General features: G+C 36.2%; 23 protein-coding genes. 14 read left to right on the top strand and 9 right to left on the bottom strand.

Annotation, left to right across the window (positions count from 1 at the left end; all coding sequences use genetic code 11):
* The first annotated feature begins 44 nt into the window (after positions 1 to 44).
* The 6 genes from safA (at position 45) to LRP83_RS04570 (ending at position 4370) form a co-directional block, all read left to right on the top strand.
* Positions 45 to 659, top strand: a complete 615-nt coding sequence (gene safA / locus LRP83_RS04595; protein ID WP_435531327.1) for a SafA/ExsA family spore coat assembly protein — start codon at positions 45 to 47, stop codon at positions 657 to 659.
* 186 nt (positions 660 to 845) lie between these two features.
* Complete coding sequence (locus LRP83_RS04590) at positions 846 to 1196, top strand: lmo0954 family membrane protein (RefSeq protein WP_230495498.1); 351 nt, start codon at positions 846 to 848, stop codon at positions 1194 to 1196.
* A 20-nt stretch (positions 1197 to 1216) separates the two neighbouring features.
* Positions 1217 to 1864, top strand: coding sequence for a PspA/IM30 family protein (locus LRP83_RS04585; RefSeq protein WP_230495497.1), 648 nt, complete (start codon positions 1217 to 1219; stop codon positions 1862 to 1864).
* 106 nt (positions 1865 to 1970) lie between these two features.
* Positions 1971 to 2705: a cell wall-active antibiotics response protein LiaF gene (liaF, locus tag LRP83_RS04580; protein ID WP_230495496.1), complete on the top strand. Its 735-nt coding sequence runs from the start codon at positions 1971 to 1973 to the stop codon at positions 2703 to 2705.
* Positions 2702 to 3745, top strand: coding sequence for a sensor histidine kinase (locus LRP83_RS04575; protein ID WP_230495495.1), 1044 nt, complete (start codon positions 2702 to 2704; stop codon positions 3743 to 3745). The genes liaF and LRP83_RS04575 overlap by 4 nt, the downstream gene beginning before the upstream one ends.
* Positions 3738 to 4370 carry a response regulator transcription factor gene (locus LRP83_RS04570; protein WP_230495494.1) on the top strand — a complete coding sequence of 211 codons (633 nt, stop codon included), beginning with the start codon at positions 3738 to 3740 and terminating at the stop codon, positions 4368 to 4370. The genes LRP83_RS04575 and LRP83_RS04570 overlap by 8 nt, the downstream gene beginning before the upstream one ends.
* 35 nt (positions 4371 to 4405) lie before the next feature.
* Here LRP83_RS04570 and LRP83_RS04565 read toward each other — a convergent pair whose 3' ends face one another.
* The 4 genes from LRP83_RS04565 to mscL form a co-directional block, all read right to left on the bottom strand.
* Positions 4406 to 4858, bottom strand: a complete 453-nt coding sequence (locus LRP83_RS04565) for a DUF2269 family protein (RefSeq protein ID WP_230495493.1) — start codon at positions 4856 to 4858, stop codon at positions 4406 to 4408.
* Positions 4859 to 4999: 141 nt separating this feature from the next.
* Positions 5000 to 6217, bottom strand: coding sequence for an ATP-binding protein (locus tag LRP83_RS04560; RefSeq protein ID WP_230495492.1), 1218 nt, complete (start codon positions 6215 to 6217; stop codon positions 5000 to 5002).
* 214 nt (positions 6218 to 6431) lie between these two features.
* Positions 6432 to 7073, bottom strand: coding sequence for a Bax inhibitor-1/YccA family protein (locus LRP83_RS04555; RefSeq protein ID WP_230495491.1), 642 nt, complete (start codon positions 7071 to 7073; stop codon positions 6432 to 6434).
* Positions 7074 to 7155: 82 nt separating this feature from the next.
* Positions 7156 to 7557 carry a large conductance mechanosensitive channel protein MscL gene (gene mscL, locus LRP83_RS04550; RefSeq protein ID WP_230495569.1) on the bottom strand — a complete coding sequence of 134 codons (402 nt, stop codon included), beginning with the start codon at positions 7555 to 7557 and terminating at the stop codon, positions 7156 to 7158.
* 326 nt (positions 7558 to 7883) lie between these two features.
* On the opposite strand from mscL, the gene queF reads away from it, so the two are divergent.
* Both queF and LRP83_RS04540 read left to right on the top strand, forming a co-directional pair.
* A complete protein-coding gene (gene queF, locus LRP83_RS04545; protein ID WP_230495490.1) occupies positions 7884 to 8381 on the top strand; it encodes a preQ(1) synthase in 498 nt (165 codons plus the stop codon).
* Positions 8382 to 8902: 521 nt separating this feature from the next.
* Entirely contained in the window at positions 8903 to 10120 is a 1218-nt protein-coding gene (locus LRP83_RS04540; protein WP_230495489.1) for an IS256 family transposase, read from the top strand.
* Positions 10121 to 10647: 527 nt separating this feature from the next.
* Here LRP83_RS04540 and LRP83_RS04535 read toward each other — a convergent pair.
* Complete coding sequence (locus tag LRP83_RS04535; protein ID WP_230495488.1) at positions 10648 to 11880, bottom strand: aminopeptidase; 1233 nt, start codon at positions 11878 to 11880, stop codon at positions 10648 to 10650.
* Positions 11881 to 11984: 104 nt separating this feature from the next.
* The gene (locus LRP83_RS04530) at positions 11985 to 12137 is read right to left on the bottom strand and encodes a hypothetical protein (protein WP_230495487.1); all 153 of its coding nucleotides are present in this window, start codon (positions 12135 to 12137) and stop codon (positions 11985 to 11987) included.
* A gap of 290 nt (positions 12138 to 12427) precedes the next feature.
* On the opposite strand from LRP83_RS04530, the gene LRP83_RS04525 reads away from it, so the two are divergent.
* Positions 12428 to 12964 (top strand): helix-turn-helix domain-containing protein, encoded by a 537-nt coding sequence (locus tag LRP83_RS04525; protein WP_230495486.1) that lies wholly within the window; start codon positions 12428 to 12430, stop codon positions 12962 to 12964.
* Between the two features lie 12 nt (positions 12965 to 12976).
* Positions 12977 to 13957: an alpha/beta hydrolase gene (locus LRP83_RS04520; RefSeq protein ID WP_230495485.1), complete on the top strand. Its 981-nt coding sequence runs from the start codon at positions 12977 to 12979 to the stop codon at positions 13955 to 13957.
* A 53-nt stretch (positions 13958 to 14010) separates the two neighbouring features.
* Here LRP83_RS04520 and LRP83_RS04515 read toward each other — a convergent pair whose 3' ends face one another.
* Positions 14011 to 16104, bottom strand: a complete 2094-nt coding sequence (locus LRP83_RS04515) for a DNA topoisomerase III (protein ID WP_230495484.1) — start codon at positions 16102 to 16104, stop codon at positions 14011 to 14013.
* Between the two features lie 254 nt (positions 16105 to 16358).
* Between LRP83_RS04515 and hutH the strand changes: the two genes are divergently transcribed.
* Positions 16359 to 17885 carry a histidine ammonia-lyase gene (gene hutH / locus LRP83_RS04510; RefSeq protein WP_230495483.1) on the top strand — a complete coding sequence of 509 codons (1527 nt, stop codon included), beginning with the start codon at positions 16359 to 16361 and terminating at the stop codon, positions 17883 to 17885.
* Between the two features lie 45 nt (positions 17886 to 17930).
* Here the strand turns inward: hutH and LRP83_RS04505 are convergent, their stop codons facing one another.
* Positions 17931 to 18089, bottom strand: coding sequence for a hypothetical protein (locus tag LRP83_RS04505; protein ID WP_230495482.1), 159 nt, complete (start codon positions 18087 to 18089; stop codon positions 17931 to 17933).
* Between the two features lie 183 nt (positions 18090 to 18272).
* Between LRP83_RS04505 and LRP83_RS04500 the strand changes: the two genes are divergently transcribed.
* Together LRP83_RS04500 and map are read left to right on the top strand one after the other, a co-directional pair.
* Positions 18273 to 18647 carry a DnaJ family domain-containing protein gene (locus LRP83_RS04500; RefSeq protein WP_230495481.1) on the top strand — a complete coding sequence of 125 codons (375 nt, stop codon included), beginning with the start codon at positions 18273 to 18275 and terminating at the stop codon, positions 18645 to 18647.
* A gap of 376 nt (positions 18648 to 19023) precedes the next feature.
* On the top strand, positions 19024 to 19779 hold the full coding sequence (map, locus tag LRP83_RS04495; RefSeq protein ID WP_230495480.1) for a type I methionyl aminopeptidase: 756 nt from the start codon (positions 19024 to 19026) through the stop codon (positions 19777 to 19779).
* A 41-nt stretch (positions 19780 to 19820) separates the two neighbouring features.
* Here map and LRP83_RS04490 read toward each other — a convergent pair whose 3' ends face one another.
* Positions 19821 to 20042: a DUF1128 domain-containing protein gene (locus LRP83_RS04490; RefSeq protein ID WP_230495479.1), complete on the bottom strand. Its 222-nt coding sequence runs from the start codon at positions 20040 to 20042 to the stop codon at positions 19821 to 19823.
* 155 nt (positions 20043 to 20197) lie between these two features.
* Here LRP83_RS04490 and LRP83_RS04485 point away from each other — a divergent pair, with 155 nt between their 5' ends.
* The gene (locus LRP83_RS04485; RefSeq protein ID WP_230495478.1) at positions 20198 to 20524 is read left to right on the top strand and encodes a YtxH domain-containing protein; all 327 of its coding nucleotides are present in this window, start codon (positions 20198 to 20200) and stop codon (positions 20522 to 20524) included.
* The last annotated feature ends 39 nt before the right edge of the window (positions 20525 to 20563 follow it).

Genomic DNA, 20563 nt, shown 5'->3' with positions numbered 1-20563 from the left:
TTTAAAATTACCAAAATCTATAATGTGGAGGTGTTCTTAAATTGCTGAAAAAACACATATGGATTTGTTTTGCTTTAATTGTCTCACTATTTACTTTACCAAATATCTCCCATGCTCAACAGGTGTACACCGTTCAGCCCGGGGATTCACTTTGGAAAATTGCGGTTCGCTATCAAGTAGGAATATCCGAACTTATTGCAGCCAATCGCCAATTTGTAAATCCAAATTTAATCTATCCAGGACAAAAAGTTAACATCCCTAATTTCGATTCTATCAAGAGTATTGAAAATCAAGTGATTCAACTGACCAATCAGCAACGGGCCAAATATGGATTAAAACCGTTTGTAGCTAACTGGGAGCTATCACGCGTGGCACGGTACAAATCAAATGATATGAGAGATAAGCGCTACTTCCAGCATGATAGTCCAACCTATGGATCACCATTTACGATGATGAAAAACTTTGGTATTACCTATCGTAGTGCTGGCGAAAATATCGCAGCTGGCCAAAGAACAGCTCAAGAAGTAGTCAACTCATGGATGAATAGTGAAGGACATCGTAAAAATATCTTAAGTCCATCCTACAATCAAATAGGAGTAGGTTACTCAAGTGGTGGCTCATATGGAACCTACTGGACACAAATGTTTATACAAAAATAACGCATTAACGCAGTAAAGTGCTGGGGGACTGTCCCCCAGCACTTTACTGCGTTAATGGGGGTGCCATTTTAACTGTCCTACTTCTTCTAAGCCTCAAGACCTATCTCAAAATAAAGCTCTAGCTCGTTATGAGAAATTTTCAAAATAGGTAAGATGAGTACATAAGAAAGAAAGGAGGAAGTGAAAATGAAAAAATTTGGTTTGTTGGTACTTGGTGGGATTGCTTTAATGGTTCTTTTTTCAACAATCGGTCCTATGATTGGTTTTGCTGTTAGCTTGCTAGTTCTTTACTTCGTTTTCAAGAAATTCCTTAGAGCTGAAAGTACGATGAAAAAGATTGGCTGGGCGACAATTGGGTTAATTACTTTAATTATAGTGGCACATAATTTACCAGCTATTTTAGGTTTAGTTGCAGCTTATGTTCTATATGTAGTTTTTAAGAAATGGAACAAGTCAAAAGAAGTAGCTGTTGTTAAAGAAAGTGATGATCCATTTGCTAACTTTGAAAAGCAATGGAATGAATTGAAACAATACTAATAATAGGGAGAGATAATACGATGACTAACTTATTTACACGATTAAAAGATATGATTACAGCTGATTTGCACAATGTAATGGATCAAAAGGAAAAGAAAAATCCGATTGTTTTATTAAACCAATATTTACGTCAAAGCGAGCTAGAAACTGAAAAGGTACGTAAGCTAGTAGAACGTCAGTATCAATTAAGAGAAGAGTTTACACGTGAATTAGGTTATGCAACTGAAATGGCTAACAAGCGTAAGCATCAAGCTGAAGTGGCGCAAAAAGCAGGTGAACAACAATTGTTCGAATTCGCTACAGCAGAGCAACAGCAATTTGAGGAACGAGTGGTTCGTTTAGAAGGCTCATTACAGACTGTTCAAGGGCAATTAAATAACTTAGAGAAGAAATATGAAGAAATGAAGCATAAGTTAAAGGATATGAACATTCGTCGTATGGAGCTTATGGGGAGAGAAAATGTAACACGTGCCAATCATCGAATGGATCAGGTGCTAGAAACAAATCAACACTCTGATCAATCTCAATCTAAATTTCAGGAAATTGAAAACTACTTAGATCGTTTAGAGCATCAAGTCAACAGCTCTTATTACCGTAGCACAATTGATGCTAAAATAGCCCAACTAGAAAAAGAAATGAAAGTTGAAGAAACTCATTCTATTTCATAGGTAAATCATGGTATTCTAAAAAGGCGTAGGGTTACACTACGCCTTTTGACTAACAATAGATGTAAAAATAATAAATGTATGGAAAAGAAAGAGAGGGGGTAAGTGAATGTTAAAGAAGATTACTAGTGAATATATTAGTTGGATTATACTTATCGGCGCAGTTATCCTCTTAGTGGAAGTAGCCTTTGTAAATCAAGGAATTATTTTCTCTCTTTTTATTTCCATAATCATGGTTTACCTTGGACGAAAATCAATGCCGAAAAAGAGAGGGAAGCTCCTTTTTTGGGGAGGTATCGTCATTTTAATCATAAATATATTTCATATGATAACCTTCCGTTTTTTAGTGTTAGCAATATTCATCCATTTTGTTATCCAGTATGCTCAGTCAAAACGTGCCCCTAATATTGTAAGTCCTGTTGTGTCGGAGCCAACAGAAAATAAACCTCGGGAACAAGTGATCGGGCGTAAACCGTTATTTCGGAATATTCTTTTCGGACAACAACGTACTCCAAACCATGTTTATGAGTGGAATGATATAAACATTCAATCAGGAGTGGGAGACTCTATTATTGACCTCAGCTATACGGTCATACCAAAGGGTGAAACAGTTATTTATATACGGAAATTTATTGGGAATATCCAAATTTTTGTCCCGTATGATTATGAAGTCTCAGTGCAGCATTCAGTTCTGCTTGGTACGACAACCGTTTTTGATTTTCATGAAGCTAAAATGCTCAATCAGGTATTCCATCTTCAGACGCCTGATTATGAGAAGGCTGATCAGAAGGTGAAAATCATAACCTCTGTTCTCCTTGGAGATATCGAGGTGAAGAGAATATGAGTGCACTTCAGAGGCAGGTACTGTGGGGTGCTGGTTTCTCAATTCTCATGATGGGACTTTCATTTTTAGCTTTTTTATACGTATTCCCATTGACTGATTGGTGGGAGCTTTGGGAACGCGATATTGCAGATATTCCATTTGTATTATTTATCCCAGCAGTTAGTATCGGGCTTGGTATCCTTTTTGGCGTTTTTTCAGGAATATTTTGGAGAAAAAATCTATTATCTATAGACAGACTCCTTCATCAGTTGGAGGAAGGAGTTGCCGTTGAACTAACCAATTTAAATGCGTGTGAAGAAGTAGACACGATTCATAAAAGAATTGAAAAAATTTATAAGCAAATAACTGAAAAAGCTAAGGTTTCGCAACGGATGGTAACCGAAAAGGTAGAGGACCAAGAACAACGAATCCAAGAAATCATCTCTCAGGAACGGAATCGCTTAGCACGTGAATTACATGATTCAGTGAGCCAGCAGTTGTTTGGGGCTTCAATGATGATGTCAGCAATCAATGAAATTAGACCTAAGTCAGAGGACCGTGAAACAAAGCAGCTGAGGATGGTGGAAGAAATGATTCATCAATCTCAGTTAGAAATGAGGGCATTATTACTGCATTTACGCCCTGCCGCTTTAAAAGGTAAAACGCTACAAGAAGGAATTGCTGAGCTCTTAGTTGAATTATCTCAGAAGGTTACAATGGAAATTCAATGGAAGGTCGAGGATATTTCCTTAGACAAAGGAATTGAAGACCATCTATTCCGCATTCTACAAGAATCAGTATCCAATACGCTACGTCATTCTAAGGCTACTAAGCTAGAGGTCCTTTTAATCGAGCGAGATGATCTTATTATTATGAGAGTTGTTGATGATGGGGTCGGTTTTGAAGTGAAGGACGACAAAGCAGGCTCATATGGCATGCAAATTATGCATGAACGAGCAGTTGAAGTCGGCGGAACGTTAAAAGTGATTAGTGTGAAAAATAAAGGAACTAGATTAGAGGTAAAAGTACCAATAACACATAAGGGTGAGGACGATGATTAGAGTTTTGTTTGTGGATGATCACGAAATGGTTCGAATAGGAGTATCTGCTTATTTATCTGCCCAACCTGATATTGATGTTGTAGGGGAAGCGGATAATGGTCGACGTGGTGTTGAACTAGCCTTAAGCTTGCGTCCAGATATTATATTAATGGATTTAGTAATGAAAGAAATGGACGGTATCGAAGCAACAAGACTTATCATTGAGCAATGGCCCGAAGCTAAGGTGATCATCGTTACTAGCTTTCTAGATGATGAAAAGGTTTACCCAGCTTTAGAAGCAGGTGCCACTAGCTATATGTTAAAAACATCAAAAGCAGGAGAGATTGCTAACGCTGTTAGAGCTACGTATAATGGGCAATCAGTTCTAGAACCAGAAGTAACCGGAAAAATGATGTTGAAAATGCGCCAAAAAACCACTCATTTACCCCATGAAGAATTAACGAGCCGTGAGTTAGAAGTTTTATTATTAATGGCAGAAGGTAAAACAAACCAAGAAATTGCTGATGAATTATTTATTGCATTAAAAACAGTCAAAACACATGTCAGTAATATTTTAAGCAAACTCCAAGTCCAAGACCGTACACAAGCCGTCATCTATGCCTTTAAACATTCTTTAGTGCGTTAAAGCAGTGAGGGACTGTCCCCCACTGCTTTAACGTGTTAAAAAGGTTTTAATACCATTAGGATGATTAATAGTACTGCAGCAGTATGTAGGATTGCGTTGAGTGGTTTGAGTTCTAAGTTAATCTTTGTGAATTCTTCTGGTAATTCGTTACCGTTATGAGCGTTAATGATTTCTTCCATGCGTTTAATTTTCTTTGGCATAATACCAGCAGCAACTACCTGTACGGCTAAGTAAATGATGATGGATGAAATATACCAAACCTCTGTAAAAAGTGAAGTATTTAAAGCTCCAAGAATAAGTCCAGTTAATAAAAGGGCAATACTTCCAATCTTAACTCCCTTCTCGATCAGGTAGTTAAGTCCTAAAGAATACTTCGCCTGTTCCGCTGTTTTAACCCCTTTTAATACGAATGGCAATGCAAAGCCTGACCCAAGTCCTGTGACCGCTGCAATGACGTGAATAAGTACAATAAATTCATACAATGTCATACTATTTCTCCCTTCATAGTTCCTTAGTATGATATATTGTATTGTTATTAAGGATAGATATTACTCTTTAAAACGTGTTATCTAAAATTTCCACATTAGAAAAAGCTACTAATAGGGAGGACCCCTACTAATAGCTTGACTTTAAGCCTTCTTAGCTTTTGGTAGAATAATTGAAAAGGTGGTGCCTTTTCCTTTTTCACTGGACACATCAATTTTACCGGACATAGAGTGGATAATATTGTATGCTAACATCGTTCCAAGACCAGTGCCGTTTTCTTTATGAGATTTTAACGGACCTCCAAGTTTGTTCAATTGCTCTTTATTCATACCTTTACCATTATCCTCAATGACAAAATAGATCGATTCAAGCATTTCATGAATCGCAATTTCCAGCTTCCCGTTCTGCTTAATCGCTTCGATTCCATTTTTAATAAAATTTAACAGCGCCTGTTGAAATTGGCTTCGATTGCCTTTAATATATAGCTCCTTTTCAAAAGAGGGAATGTAGCTTAACTCGACTTGATGAATGAGAGCATAAGTATGGACACATTTTAAAATATGCTCCATTTCTTCATGAATGTTTAAAAGACGTTCCTCTTTTTCACTATTAGTTGCTAAAACGAGGTAGTCGTCTAATATTTTATTAGCAGAGGCAAGTTCATCTAATCCTGTTTTTAACTGGTAAAGCGTTTGGTTTGTTATTGTATCACCATGCTGAAGTATTCCTAAAGTTTCTTGAACTTTGGTAATAGGCAGTTGCACTTGCTGAGCAATGCTAATCGAAAACTGACTAATTAAATGCATTTTCTCGAATTCAGATACTTCATAATGAATGAGTTCCATTTCTCTTAAAGATTCATTAATATAGATGGTCATAAACATGGTTATGATATTTAATAGCAAAAACGATCCCCATAATCCAAGACCTGTACTCAATTTTGTAAAGTTATTTAACGATTGAGATCCAATAGCAAAGGTGAAAATAGTAAAAGTGATTAAACCGAAGGAATAAGCAACCTTCACATTATAGCTATAATTTTTATAGTGATGATGGGTGAAATAAATAATTGTTGCTAAAAGAGTATTTACAGCAAGAACAAAATAGAAACCATCCATACCTAGTAGATAAAGACGGTAACCTAAAATCATAACTGAAAGGATAATCCCGATTCGGTACCCACCATATAAAAAGGCAAGTATTAGTGGAATGTAGCGGAAATCTAAAATATAGCCATTATTGATTGAAACAGGAGCACTCATACAAAGTAAAATAGATAAACCGCATAGGATTCCAAGTACCAAATTCCGTTGATTAGTGGATTGGATTTTTTTTCGAAAATAAGATTGAAATAAGAGCATAGGAAATAGAATAATCAATATTTGAAAAAGCCAGAGTTCTATAGGAAATTGGACATCAGCAAAAATCAAAAAGCTCACCTCTAATCGGTATTTAAGTTAACTACATTATAAATAGGAAAGATTAATTTAACTGTTAGCTAAATCACAAATTGAGAATCTTAATTATCATTAAAAAAAAATCCACTCTTAGGAGAGTGGACTTTTCAATATTTCATTAATCATCACTTGATAAAATACCAAAAATACGTAACAGACTGATAAACAAATTAATGAAGTCAAGATAAAGGTTTAAAGCCATTAAAGGAACTTCCTCTGCACTTACACCATAATGCTTCATGCGATTAAAGTCGAATAATACATATCCACTAAATACTAATACTCCAACAAACGAGAAAGCGAGCATACCAGTGGAGCTTAACGGCCAGAAGACGTTAAAAATAGAAATGGCGATAAGAGCTAGTAAGGCAGCCATTAGCATTCCGCCTAAAAACGAAAGATCCCTTTTGGTTGTAGTGGCATAAACAGCAAGTCCCGTAAAGACAATGGCTGTAGTTCCTAATGCAGAGATTACGACATTAGCACCAGAAAGAGCTAGATAATGAGAAACTATAGGATAAGTAGTAATCCCAGAAATGAACGTAAAAACATATAAGAACGTGTAAGAAATAGCTTTTCTTTTACGTAAAAAGAAAGCAAAAATTAACATACCAAGTTCTAAAAATACTAATGGCAAAAATAAACTATCGGGCACAAAAGTACCAGTCATCGTTCCAATTACAGCAATTGCTAAAGATAGGGCAAAAGCTCTTAATACAGCAGGAAGATGCTCATTTGTAACAGTCTGTTGAACATACATGCTTTTTCACCTCTTCAATTTAATTTTAATAGATAATACGATATTAAATGCAAAAAGGTTTCATACAATTAAAAAATTTGTCCTAGTTAGAGTCGTGGGATTTTTTCACGGCATCTTGTTTTAGTAAATCGCGAATTTCCATTAACAAAGCTTCCTTTGTATCGGGTTTAGCCGGTGCTTCTACGACAGCTGGTTCTTTTTTCTTAAAACGACTAATGGCTTTAACAAATATAAATATTGCAAAAGCTATAATTAGAAAATCGATAATATTTTGTAGGAAAACGCCATATTTTAGCTCTGCAGACCCAAATGAATAGGATAACTTAGTCAGGTCTATGCCACCAACCAATAATCCTATTAAAGGCGTAATGATATCAGCAACTAAAGAAGCTACAATTTTTCCAAAAGCCGCACCAATAACAACCCCGACGGCTAAATCAATAACATTTCCTTTTAATGCAAATTTCTTAAACTCATTCCACATGTTCATATATCCTCCAAAATTAGTTCTTGTACCATTATAATAATACCACAGTAGATTTATTCTAAACATGAGGGGGTGGCTGATAAATTTTTCCGTTGACAGAAGCGGCGATTTTCAATATAGTTGCTATTGTTAATGAAAATTGTATAAGCTTCCCGTTTAAATCGGGAGAGGTTCATAGCGCGAAACCCTCTATAAAAAACTATGGATTTGACTTGATTTCGTCAACCATATCTCATTTGCGATATGGTTTTTATTTTTAGTCAATCTTTTTAAAGCGCGTACCTCCACGTTTGTACAGTTCTATATTTAAGGAGGTTTTACCTATGGGTGGAAGAAGAGATGATGAACTAACTGGAGTTACTTTGTTAGGTAACCAAGGAACCAAATATGTTTTTGAATATGCTCCAGAAGTGTTAGAAGCATTCGATAATAAACATCCAAACAGAGACTATTTTGTAAAATTTAATTTCCCTGAGTTTACTAGTCTTTGCCCGAAAACAGGACAGCCTGATTTCGCGACATTATATATTAGCTATATTCCTGAAACTAAGATGGTGGAGAGTAAATCTCTAAAGCTTTACCTATTTAGTTTCCGAAATCACGGCGATTTCCATGAGGATTGTATCAACATCATTATGAATGATTTAATTGAGTTAATGGACCCTAGATATATTGAGGTTTGGGGTAAATTCACACCAAGAGGTGGAATTTCGATCGATCCTTACACAAACTATGGAAGACCTGGAACGAAATACGAGCAAATGGCTGAGTATCGCATGATGAATCATGACTTATACCCAGAGAAAATTGATAATCGTTAAATAAAGAAACTCGCCAATTAGATTTAACGGGTTCTCTTTTGGAGTGCAAAACTTGAAAAAACAGCTCAAATAGCATGCTAAATCACATATGATTTAGCATGCTATTTTTAATTGGTATAAAAACGTTTATGACATTTTAGTTTGAGAATTAACATTGAAATTAGCATTACGAATAGCAGAGTGAGAATGACCATTCTCATGCTGTTAGTTTATATGCTAAAACGGTTGTTAATACTTCGTTAAATTTGATAGGAATGGCAGATTTTTAAACATAAAATAGATGCATCTAGGAGAAAGAAGCCTTGTCCTTAATAAGTTGACCTGTGAAAGCAAAATAAGCGGAGTTTTTCCGCTTATATTCAGAATGGAGCTCCTTTCGGGCTAAATAAGCGGAGTTTTTCCGCTTAAGCCAAGAAAAATCCATTAATTTTATGTTTTTTGAGTCAATAAGCGGAATATCTCGAGAGTGTACTGAATTTTGTGTAAATGGTAATAATGGACAATTAAGGAGATGATCATTTATGCAAGATCAGTACAAAGAGTTAATTAAATCATTAGCGAAAGAATGTAATTCAGTTGAGGATATTCAAGATAAGATTAAGGACTTATTTAAGGATACATTACAAGAAATATTTGAAGCTGAAATAGAGTCCCACTTAGGTTATGAGAAACATGATGCAGTAGGTGACAATACAGGAAATAGTCGAAATGGATACACTAAAAAAACTGTTAAGACTACTCATGGAAAGACTGAAGTTAAAATTCCTCGCGACCGAAACGGCTCTTTCGAGCCACAAATAGTCAAAAAACATGAACGAACTCTCAATGGAATTGAGGAACAAATTGTCTATATGTACTCAAAAGGTATGTCTACTCGTGATATTGAAGATCACCTTCAACACATCTACGGGATTGATGTGTCACCTACCATGGTTAGTAAGGTAACAGATAAGATATTACCTATGATATCTGAATGGCAATCACGCCCACTCGATCCGGTTTATCCTATTGTCTATCTAGATGCTATTCACTTTAAAGTAAAAGTTGATAGTCGCATTATTAACAAGGCTGCTTATACTGTTTTAGGTATTAATACTGCTGGTATTAAGGACATTCTTGGAATTTGGATTGGCGAAAGTGAGAGTGCTAGTTTTTGGCTAGGGGTTTGTACGGATTTAAAAAGTAGAGGTGTCGAAGACATCCTAATTGCTTGTAAAGACGGGCTTTCTGGGTTCTCTGAGGCAATTGAAGCTTCGTTTCCTAAGACAAATATTCAGCTTTGTGTTATCCACCAGATACGTAATTCCGTGAAGTACATTGGGTACAAAGAAAGAAAGCAAGTTGTAGATGATTTAAAGTCTATTTATAAAGCGATTAATTTAGATGAGGCACAAGAAGCCTTTGATTCTTTTAAACAAACTTGGGGTGATAGGCATCCTGTTGTCATTAAATCTTGGGAGAAGAATTGGATTGAACTGACAGCATTTTTTAATTACCCACTTGAAATTCGAAGAATTATCTACACAACAAATTCAGTTGAAAGTTATCATAGACAATTAAGAAAGGTTACCAAAACTAAGACCTCTTATCCAACAGATGAGTCTCTACGTAAAATGATTTACTTAGCTACAATGAATATTATTAAGACCTGGACTAAACCTGTACCGGGTTGGTCAGAATGTTTAGCACAGTTAACAATATTACATGAAGGTCGACTTAAGAAAGTGTCCGATCAATAATATTTTGACGTGTTGGGGCTATGCCCCAAAGGTTTACCGCTTTGGTTCTCCCAGAAGGAATAAAAAAAAGAGAGGTTCTGCCTCTCCTTTTGTACAGAACCCTACTAGGTGCTCGGGTTGCTCCCCAGCATTGCCCTATCCCCCTAGTAGGTAAGAGCACATGAATTAAGATAGACATTTTTCAAACAGTATAATCATTTACACAAAAATATTTACGCGCGGAATATCTCCGTCTATTTTAGCTATTTTCAATGTCATTTTCTAATTAGGCGGAATATCTCCGTCTATTTATCAGATAGAGTGTTTATCTGTTCTCCCTTATAAAACTGATTGTTTAAAAACCATTATTACGACTTTGAAATATCACGGATAATATTCAGAAGCTAAAAAGCATGATGATTAAATTGCTAATTAGCATGCTTTTTGCTACGTAATTGGTATTGTAATTACTGATTTTGCACTTCAAAAGAGAACCCATTACAATTAAAATGGCGAGTTTTCTTTTTTGAACGGGTAACAAAGTGTTATTAGAACGCCCAGCTTCCGCCACGGAAGATAGGTTCAACAGTTCCATCAGCTTTAATTCCATCAATATCCATATCAGCTGAACCGACCATAAAGTCAACATGTGTTAAGCTTTCGTTGTAACCATTCTCCACTAATTCCTCTTGTGTCATCTGCTTACCACCTTCAAGACAGAATGCATAAGCATTTCCAATCGCAAAGTGGTTCGAAGCATTTTCATCAAACAACGTATTATAGAAAAGAATGTTTGTATCTGAAATAGGCGATTTATGTGGGACAAGAGCTACTTCTCCAAGATAATGAGAGCCTTCGTCCGTTTCAACTAAACGTTTTAAAATATCTTCCCCTTGTTCAGCCTTAAAGCTTACGATTCGGCCATTTTCGAAGGTAACACTAAAGTTATCAATAATATTGCCACCATAGCTTAATGGCTTGGTGCTAGATACAGTACCGTTAACACCTGTTTTAAGAGGAATCGTGAACACTTCTTCAGTTGGCATATTTGCCATAAAGTCATGTCCTGCTGCATTTACACTTCCTGCTCCAACCCATAAATGCTTGGAAGGTAGCTCGACCGTTAAATCCGTTCCTGTTGCTTTATAGTGAAGCTTTTGATAACTCTTTTCGTTTAAATAATGTACCTTTTCATGTAAGGTTTGATCATGCTTTTTCCAAGCTTCTACTGGCTGCTCTAAATCTGCACGCGTTGCTTTAAAAATCGCTTCCCAAAGCATATGTACTTGTTTGTCACTTGGCTCGTTCGGGAATACTTTTGCTGCCCATGCTGCGGAAGGAACTGCCACTACCGTCCAGCTTACTTTGTCAGACATTGTAGCTTGACGATACTTCTTTAAAGCGGTTCCAGCTGCTTTTTGGAAGTTGCCAATTCGCTCTGGATTTACACCTTTAAATAAATCAGGTGAAGAAGAAACGATTGACATAAAGGCTGCGTTATTTTCAGCTAAATCTTCTAATTCCTTAGCTCTCCATTGTGGATATTCTAAAAATGCTTCATCTGGAGCTAAATCATATTTTAGACGAGAAACCATATCGTCAGTCCAATTGACAATAACATTATGTGCTCCAATTTCATATGCCTTTTTTACCACTAATCTTACAAACTCTGCTGCATCAAGTGTCCCATTAACAACTAAAGTTTGCCCTTTCTGAACATTGACGCCAACCTTTACGGCTAACTCTGCATATTTTTCTAATTTTGTTTGAAAATCAGTCATTTACAAAACCCCTTTATCAGAATCTTCCTATTTATTGTACCGATTCTATCTATAAAAAGAAAACAAAAAGTTTACAAAAAAAAACGACAGTCATCTGTCGTTTATTATTGGACTAAATGGTTATCTTTATCAAAATTAATCTGGTGTTGTTTAGAGGAATAGACCTTAATATGTGCAATTACACCAAATGTAAAAATGCCGACAAATGTAAGGACGCCTGAAAACGTATGAGGAGATAAGTATTCGTACCATTCCATTATTCATCAACCCCTTAATATATACATTTACAAAGATATTTTCAACTACTTATTAGTATAATTATATTACAACTTTGTGAACGTTTACAAGTCGAAATTAATCGACAAAAAAAGTAGTAAAAAAAATAGTTGACTGTTATCACTTTGTATATTATTATCATAAGTGAGAATAATATAACTACTGAAAAAATGTTGTATTGCATGTTACTAAATTTTTTTGCATTATTATTATCATTATCGATAATGATAATAATAAATCGGAGTAATGAATAAATTAGGAGTGGGCTAACGTGAAAAATTCGAAGACAAAATTAATCTTACATCCAGTACGAATGAAAATTACCCAATCGCTATTAAATGGCAAAAAACTAAATGTTCAACAAATAGCTGAACGACTAACGGATGTACCAAAAGCAACACTGTATCGACATTTAAATAAACTTTTAGAAGCGGATGTCATTGAAGTAGTTCAAGAAAATCAGATTCGTGGGACAGTGGAAAAGGTTTACGGATTAAAAGAGCAGTCTATTAACTCACCAGAGGAATTTAAAAACTTTTCCAAAGATCAACATTTAGAACTTTTTTTCACCTTCACTACTCAATTGGTAGGATTATATGAAAATTACTTGAATCGAGGAGAGATTGATTTATTGAAGGATGGTGTCAGTTATCGAGTAGCTAATCTTAATTTAACGGATGAAGAATTTATCGAATTAGTAAAAAGTATCAGTTCCCTCTATCAAAAAGCAATGCTAAATGAACCAACACCAGAACGGAAACGAAGAAATTTTGCAACAATCATCATACCGGAAAAACCAAATCACTAAGGAGTGGATAAAATGGAAAAAGAAATCAAATTAAATGGTGAAAACACAATTTACGGATCTATTAGAGTTCCTGCAGCAGGAAAAGGGAAATATCCTGCTATTCTAATCATAGCGGGATCAGGACCATTAGACCGAGATGGTAACGATCGTAAAGGGAAATATCCGACTAACCTTTATAAGGATATAGCTCATTATATGACAGATTTAGGTTTTGTCACATTTAGATATGATAAAAGAGGGACTGGTAAGAGTGATGGCGAGTGGATAGCGACTGGATTATCCGACTTAGTTGAAGATGCGAAGAAATCGATTGAGTTTTTACAGTCTCACCCAAATGTAGATACAGAAAAAATTATTGTTTGCGGTCATAGTGAAGGAACTGTCATTGCAACTAAACTTACAGAGTCTTTTAATCTAGCGGGAGTTATGTTACTTTCAGGTGGAGTAGACAATGTAATTGAAGCGACAAATAAACAGCGTTTGCTAAGTTATAAGGAATTACAAGAATTACCTGGGTTTAAAGGGTGGTTATACCGTCAATTGAAAATAGATGTTAAGGGCGAAAAACAATTTGAAAAGCAAATGCGGAAAATTATGGAGTCAGATAAAGACATTGTTAAAATTCAGCTTTTCTTTAAGTACCCAGCAAAATGGACGCGGGAACATCATGCCTACAACACAAGAGAAGCGTTGAAAAAGGTGACTTGTCCAGTGTTTGCTTTACAGGGGAATAAAGATGTTTTAGTAGACGGAGAAGTATTAAATGAATTATCCAATCTAGTACAAGGTAAAAGTGAGTTTCATATTATTTCGAATATGGAACATGGTCTTAGAGTACAAACGGAGCCTAAGAGCATTTTGAATATGCGAAAAATCTTTAAAGAGATATTAAAACGTCCTATTCATGAAGATGCACTTAAGACAATGGCTACATGGTTAAAGGAAAATTATAAAAGCGACGAAATCATCATGGATAATCGAGAAATCAGTTAATAAAAAATTTGGCCCGTCTTGCGATTAAGCAGGCGGGCCAATAATTTTTATAATTACTCTTTATCTTTCAAAGCAGCCTTCAACAAATCTCCAAGACTTGTTCCAAAGTCATCATCTTTGCCAGAGTACTTTTGCACAAGTTTTCGCTCTTCATGTTTAGAAACAGCCTTCTTCTTGTGTTCTGCTTTTTCGACTAGATTACATGGGCGACATTGAAAATAGGCTCCAGCTTTACCTTCGTGTATTTCCATCTTTTTACGACATTGTGGACAGCGACGATTAGATAGCTTAGGGTCCTTACGTCGGCGGTAGCTACATTCGTGACTAGAGCAGACGAGAATTTTTCCCTCTTTCGTATTCCGTTCCTTAAGAAATGATTCACATTCTGGGCATTTGGAACCCGTTAAGTTATGAGCCTTATAAGATTTATTACTGCCCTTCACTTCGTTAACTAACTTTTCGGTTAGCTTTCGAATGTTTTGTGAAAATTCCTTTGGATTAGCTTTACCTTTTGAAATTAATTCTAGTTGTTTCTCCCATTTTGCTGTTAGGTCAGGGGATTTCAGTTCATCGTTAACGAGTTCAAAAAGCTGTTTCCCTTTAGCTGTCGGAAAAAGCTTACCATTTTGACGCTCTACAACTTCTGTTTCAATAATTCTCTCAATTAAATCTGCTCGGGTTGCTGGGGTACCTAATCCGAACTTTTCCATTCTTCCTAATAAATCGGCTTCGGAAAAACGACTTGGTGGTTCTGTTAAACCTTTAATGACTTGTACAGCTTTAATCGGAAACTTTTTACCGACCTCTAAGCTTACTTTTTTACTTACTTCTGGTGTACTTGTTTCTTTGTTTATCACCTTTTTAAAACCAAGATTAATAATCGTTGTATCCCTTAAAACAAGTTTTTCGTTGCCTGCTTTTAAACTAACTTGGGTAGTTTCAGACTCGTATTCTGGGTAAAACAAGGCAAGGAAACGGCGAGCGATGATATCGTAAACCTTACGCTCATCGTTATCCAATACATCTAGGCGAAGTCTTTCCTCCGTCGGAATAATCGCATGGTGATCGGTTACTTTTTCATTATTAAATACTTTTTTAGTCGAAACTTTTCCACGATTTTTAATCGGAAGGATTGTTTCTTCTTTATATCCAGACTGCATCGCTTGTAAGCGCTCTAGCATCGTCGCTTCCATATCAGTAGTTAAATATCGTGAATCGGTTCTTGGATAGGTGACCAATTTATATTGTTCATATAATCTCTGTAGTACAGTTGATGTCTTTTTAGCAGAAAAGCCAAATCGTTTATTACAGTCACGCTGCAATTCGGTTAAATCATAAGGAAGTGGCTGTGGTTCTTTTTTGGAAGATTTTTTTACATTTTCAACAATGGCTTCCGAATTCTCGAGACTTTCTTTTATTCGATTAACTGTATCTAATTCAAAAATTCTCTTCTCCCCATCTTTTTCCCATTCGGCTTCACTCGTTCCGATTGGAACCTTTATGGTCCAGTATTCCTTTGGAACAAATTTCTGAATTTCATTATCCCTTTCTAAAATCAGCGCCAACGTTGGTGTTTGCACTCTCCCTGCTGAAAGGGGGTCCTTATACTTAGTAGTCAGTGCTCTAGTAACGTTTAAACCGATCAGCCAGTCTGCTTCTGCACGACATATAGCTGATTGATAGAGATTTTCAAACTGTTGGCCAGGTTTCAGATTTTTAAAACCTTCTTTAATGGCCTTATCAGTATAGGATGAAATCCAAAGTCTCTTTAGCGGTTTTCGGACTTTAATTTTTTCTAAAATCCAGCGAGCAACGAGTTCGCCCTCACGTCCCGCATCTGTTGCAATAATAATCTCTTTAATATCATTTCGCTTGACGAGACTCTCGATCGCCCGGAACTGATGGTTCGTTTGTTTCATCACATCTAAGCCCATTTTATCCGGAATAATCGGTAAGTCTTCTAAATTCCAAGTGCGATATTTCGTATCATATTTTTCTGGCATTTTTAATTCAACTAAATGGCCAAGTGCCCATGTCACGATATATTGTTGACCTTCTAAGTAGCTTTTTGATTGCTGTTTGCAGCCAAGGACACGCGCTAGCTCTCGCGCTACACTTGGTTTTTCAGCTAAAATAAGTGATTTCATGCTTACAACTCCTTTTCTCTCACTTAGTATACCGAAAACATATCCACCTTGACAAAAATAGGATAAGACACATAAACTATTAGTAGTGATATATTTTTTGAATATTTACACTTTCATTTGAAAGAAGTGGATAGTTATGACTCATGGATTTAAGTTTCATACACATATATGGTTGCGAAGAGCCTGGAATTTTAGTATTAACTAAAATCCAGGCTCTTTCTTTATTTAATTAAAGTGGTAGAGGAGCGAGACAGATGGTTGAATTAAATGGGAATTTATTAACATTAAAAACAGTAAAAGAGATACTTACAAAAAAATTAGCGGTGAAAGCATCAAAGGAAAGTCTAGCCATTGCTCAAAAAAGCCGTGATGCTGTTGATAAAATTGTTGCAGATAAAAAAGTCGTCTATGGCATCAATACGGGCTTTGGGAAATTTAGTGATGTTCCAATTGATCAGAATGATGTTAGAGAACTACAAATCAATTTAATTCGTTCTCATGCATGTGGAGTCGGCGAACCATTTCCGAAGATTGTTTCCAAAGTAATGCTTTTATTAAGAGCAAATGCCCTATTAAAGGGGTATTCGGGCATTAGACCTTTAGTCATTGAACGTCTGCTAGAATTTTTTAATAAAGATATTATCCCAGTCATTCCACAGCAAGGGTCATTAGGGGCTAGTGGAGATTTGGCTCCACTTTCTCATCTTGTATTGCCACTTGTTGGAGAAGGGGAGGTGTTCTATCAAGGGAAAAGATTGTCTGCAGGTGAAGTTTTATTTTTAGAAGGCATAACTCCTCTAACGTTAGAAGCGAAGGAAGGTTTGGCGCTAATCAACGGAACACAGGCCATGACAGCGATGGGTGTAGTTGGTTACTTAGAGGCAGAAAATCTAGCCTATCAAAGTGAGCTTATTGCATCTATGACGATGGAGGGACTAAAAGGTATTACTGATGCCTTCGCAGAAGAAATTCATGTTGCTAGAGGGTATAAGCAACAGGTTGATACGGCTGCTAGAATTCGTGGGTATTTAAAGGATAGTAAGCTAACCACCCGACAAGGGGAAATCCGCGTACAGGACGCTTATTCATTAAGATGTATCCCTCAGGTTCACGGGGCTTCATGGCAAGCATTGGATTATATTAAGGAAAAATTAGAAATTGAAATCAATGCAGCAACTGATAATCCATTAATTTTCCATGATGGTGACATGGTGGTTTCAGGTGGGAACTTCCACGGACAGCCAATCGCCTTTGCCATGGATTTTATGAAAATCGCGGTTGCCGAGTTAGCGAACATATCTGAACGCCGTATTGAACGTTTAGTGAATCCGCAATTAAACGACTTACCGCCGTTTTTAAGCCCAGAGCCTGGCCTACAGTCAGGAGCTATGATTTTGCAATATAGTGCAGCATCACTAGTATCTGAAAATAAAACGTTGGCCCATCCAGCCAGTGTTGATTCGATTCCGTCTTCTGCAAATCAAGAAGATCACGTAAGTATGGGAACAATAGGCTCGCGACATGCTTATCAAATTATTCAAAATGCTAGAAGAGTGATGGCAATTGAGCTACTTTGTTCAATGCAAGCGGTGGAATATCGTGGTGTTGAGCAAATGGCTAGTGCAACGAGGGGATTATTTGAGAATGCTAGGCAAGTGGCTCCTTCAATTGTTAAGGATCGAATCTTTTCTACAGATATTGAGGCTTTAGCAAGCTGGATGAGGAATACAAATGTTGAAGAAATGGTCGTAGATTCTTCACCAAAGCAAGAAGCGAATTAGATGAAAAGGGATAAATCCGATGAATGGATTTATCCCTAAATATGTTCATTCCGATTCTTCTCTACGGTTTTTAAAAGCTTCTACTGTCACGATGAATTCTTCATCTTCAATAGCCTGTTTTGCATGGCGCTCTACTTGGTTGTTAGCAGGAAGGGGGCCAGGGTGACCTTTCTTTTTATGTTCAAAATGTTTTCCACGAGCCATTTCTTATCCACTCCTTTCACTTTGGCAAACATAGGTTTCCCGAATAAAGAGCGGAGTATGTAAATGGTCGGCAGTGATCAAATGCGATATAAATATTAATTTAAATGTAGAAAAAGGAAATTTTTCTACGATTAATTTATACTATAACTATAAGGTTAAATCATTCGTAAGGAGGCGTGATTCATGGATTATTTTAGTATTCTTTCTGAACAAGCAATAAAAAAGGCTATGGAAGATGGGGAGTTTGATAATCTTCCTGGCTACGGGAAACCCCTTGTATTAGAAGATTTATCAGGTGTTCCTGAGGAATTACGAATGGCGTATAAATTAATGAAAAATGCCGGGTTTACACCAGAGGAAAACAAAATTAAGCAAGAGATGCTGAGCTTAGAAAGCTTAATGAAAAATTGTAAGGATCCAGAGGAAAAAGGGAAGCTACAAAAAAATCTAAATGAAAAGTTGCTCCGATTCAATCAGATGATGTCAAAAAGAGGAGGAAAGACGAATTCCTCTGTATTTAAAAATTACCAACAAAAAATTGATAGTAAGTTTTATTGATCTTCAAAGACTATTTTTCATAGTCTTTTTCTTTTACAGGCTTACATATTCTATCTAGAAAAAAACCGAATATCACAATAAACGCGATGGGGATTGAATAGTTTAATATGTGGAAAAAAGTCATTATTTTTCCCTTCTTTCAATGGATTTTCACTGTCAATATATTAGTAACTATTATATGACAATTGTCATAAAATAGACAATATTATAATAAAAATTTATCTGTTGTATTGACATTTAATAACTAATGGTTTTTTGAAAAAACTATATTGAGCAATAATATGCCTTTTCCTTTTTCTGTAGTCAAAAAAGGAGTAAAATGATAGGTAACTTAATGATGGTGTTGGAAATGATAAGCACGGAAAGAAGGGGAAATATGATTGTCCTAAAATCACCTCGCGAAATTGAAAAAATGCGAGAGGCAGGGAAGGTCCTTGCGGCTTGCCATAAAGAGATAGCCAAGTTAATAAAACCAGGAGTGACTACTTGGGAGATAGATACATTTGTGGAGAAGTTTTTAAAAAAGTATGGGGCGACTCCTGAACAAAAGGGGTATAGAGGTTATGAATACGCAACCTGTGCAAGTATTAATGATGAGGTTTGCCACGGTTTCCCTCGAAAAACACCACTTCAAGAGGGCGATATCGTTACAATTGATATGGTAGTTAATTTAAATGGAGGGTTAGCCGATTCGGCTTGGTCCTATCCAGTCGGAAAGGTTTCATCTGAGACGACAAAATTATTAAACATAACGAAGGATTCTTTATATAAAGCGATTGACGTAGCTCAGCCTGGAAATCGAATTGGTGATATCGGACATGCGATTCAAACGTACGTAGAGGGAGAAGGTTTTTCAGTTGTACGTAACTTTATTGGTCATGGGATTGGGAACACAATTCATGAAAAACCCGATGTCCCTCACTTTGGTTTACCTGGTAAGGGAGCAAGGATTAAAGAAGGAATGGTGTTCACGATTGAGCCGATGGTTAACGTAGGAGATTACCGAACGAAAATGGATGATAATCAGTGGACCGCGAGAACAATTGATGGAAAATATTCAGCGCAGTATGAGCATACGATTGCAATCACAAAAGATGGTCCAGTCATTTTAACGGATCAAGATTCGATTTAATAAAAAAATGAGGGTTTGCCACCTGGCAAACCCTCTATCATTTACTTTTTTAAGCTTCCTAACTCTTCAACAATGGCCTGCATTTCATTAGGACTGAAGGTAGGTTTTTTCATCACTAAATCATATATATCCTTTAATTCCTCGTACATTTCTTCATCAAAGTGTGACGGCTTAATGGCCGCGAAGTTTAAAACCTTTAATTTTTCTTTTATCTTTTCAATCATGTATTCCACATTCTCAACCGATTTTTGAGTTAAATCCAAAATATTCATCCTCCCCAAGAGTACTACAATTTATCTTTTCACTTTTAAAATCAAAAGTCAACCGTGAGGAAAGAAGGGATCTCGTTTTCTTCATTGCTAAGTTTTGGTAAAATGGATTAAATGAAAACAACTTAGAACAAAGGGGCGTTTTAAATATGGGGAACACAAATAAGTTTTGGACAGGCGTATTGGCTGGCGCAATTGCTGGCGGACTAATCAGCTTATTGGATCGAGATACAAGACATGCGGTGGGTGATAAATACGGTAAGATAGCAAAAAATATTTCTTACGGTTTTACACATCCTAAAGAAATAGCAACAACTGTAATTGAGAAAACCAAGGAATTTAAAGAAACTGCAAGCCAAATAAGTGAAGATATTTCTTTTATTACAAAGAAAATAGATGAGATACGTGAGCTAACACCTGAAGTGACTGGTCTCGTCAAAGAAACGAAGGAAGCCTTTTTGAAAGAGCATAGTTAAGTAAGAGGTGATGTCTTGAAAGGACTAAACAAATCGATT

Source organism: Pseudoneobacillus rhizosphaerae (assembly GCF_917563885.1).
Taxonomy (GTDB): Bacteria; Bacillota; Bacilli; order Bacillales; family Cytobacillaceae; genus Pseudoneobacillus; species Pseudoneobacillus rhizosphaerae.
Note: the sequence above shows the minus strand (reverse complement) of the source record. Positions and strands in the feature narration are given on the sequence as shown.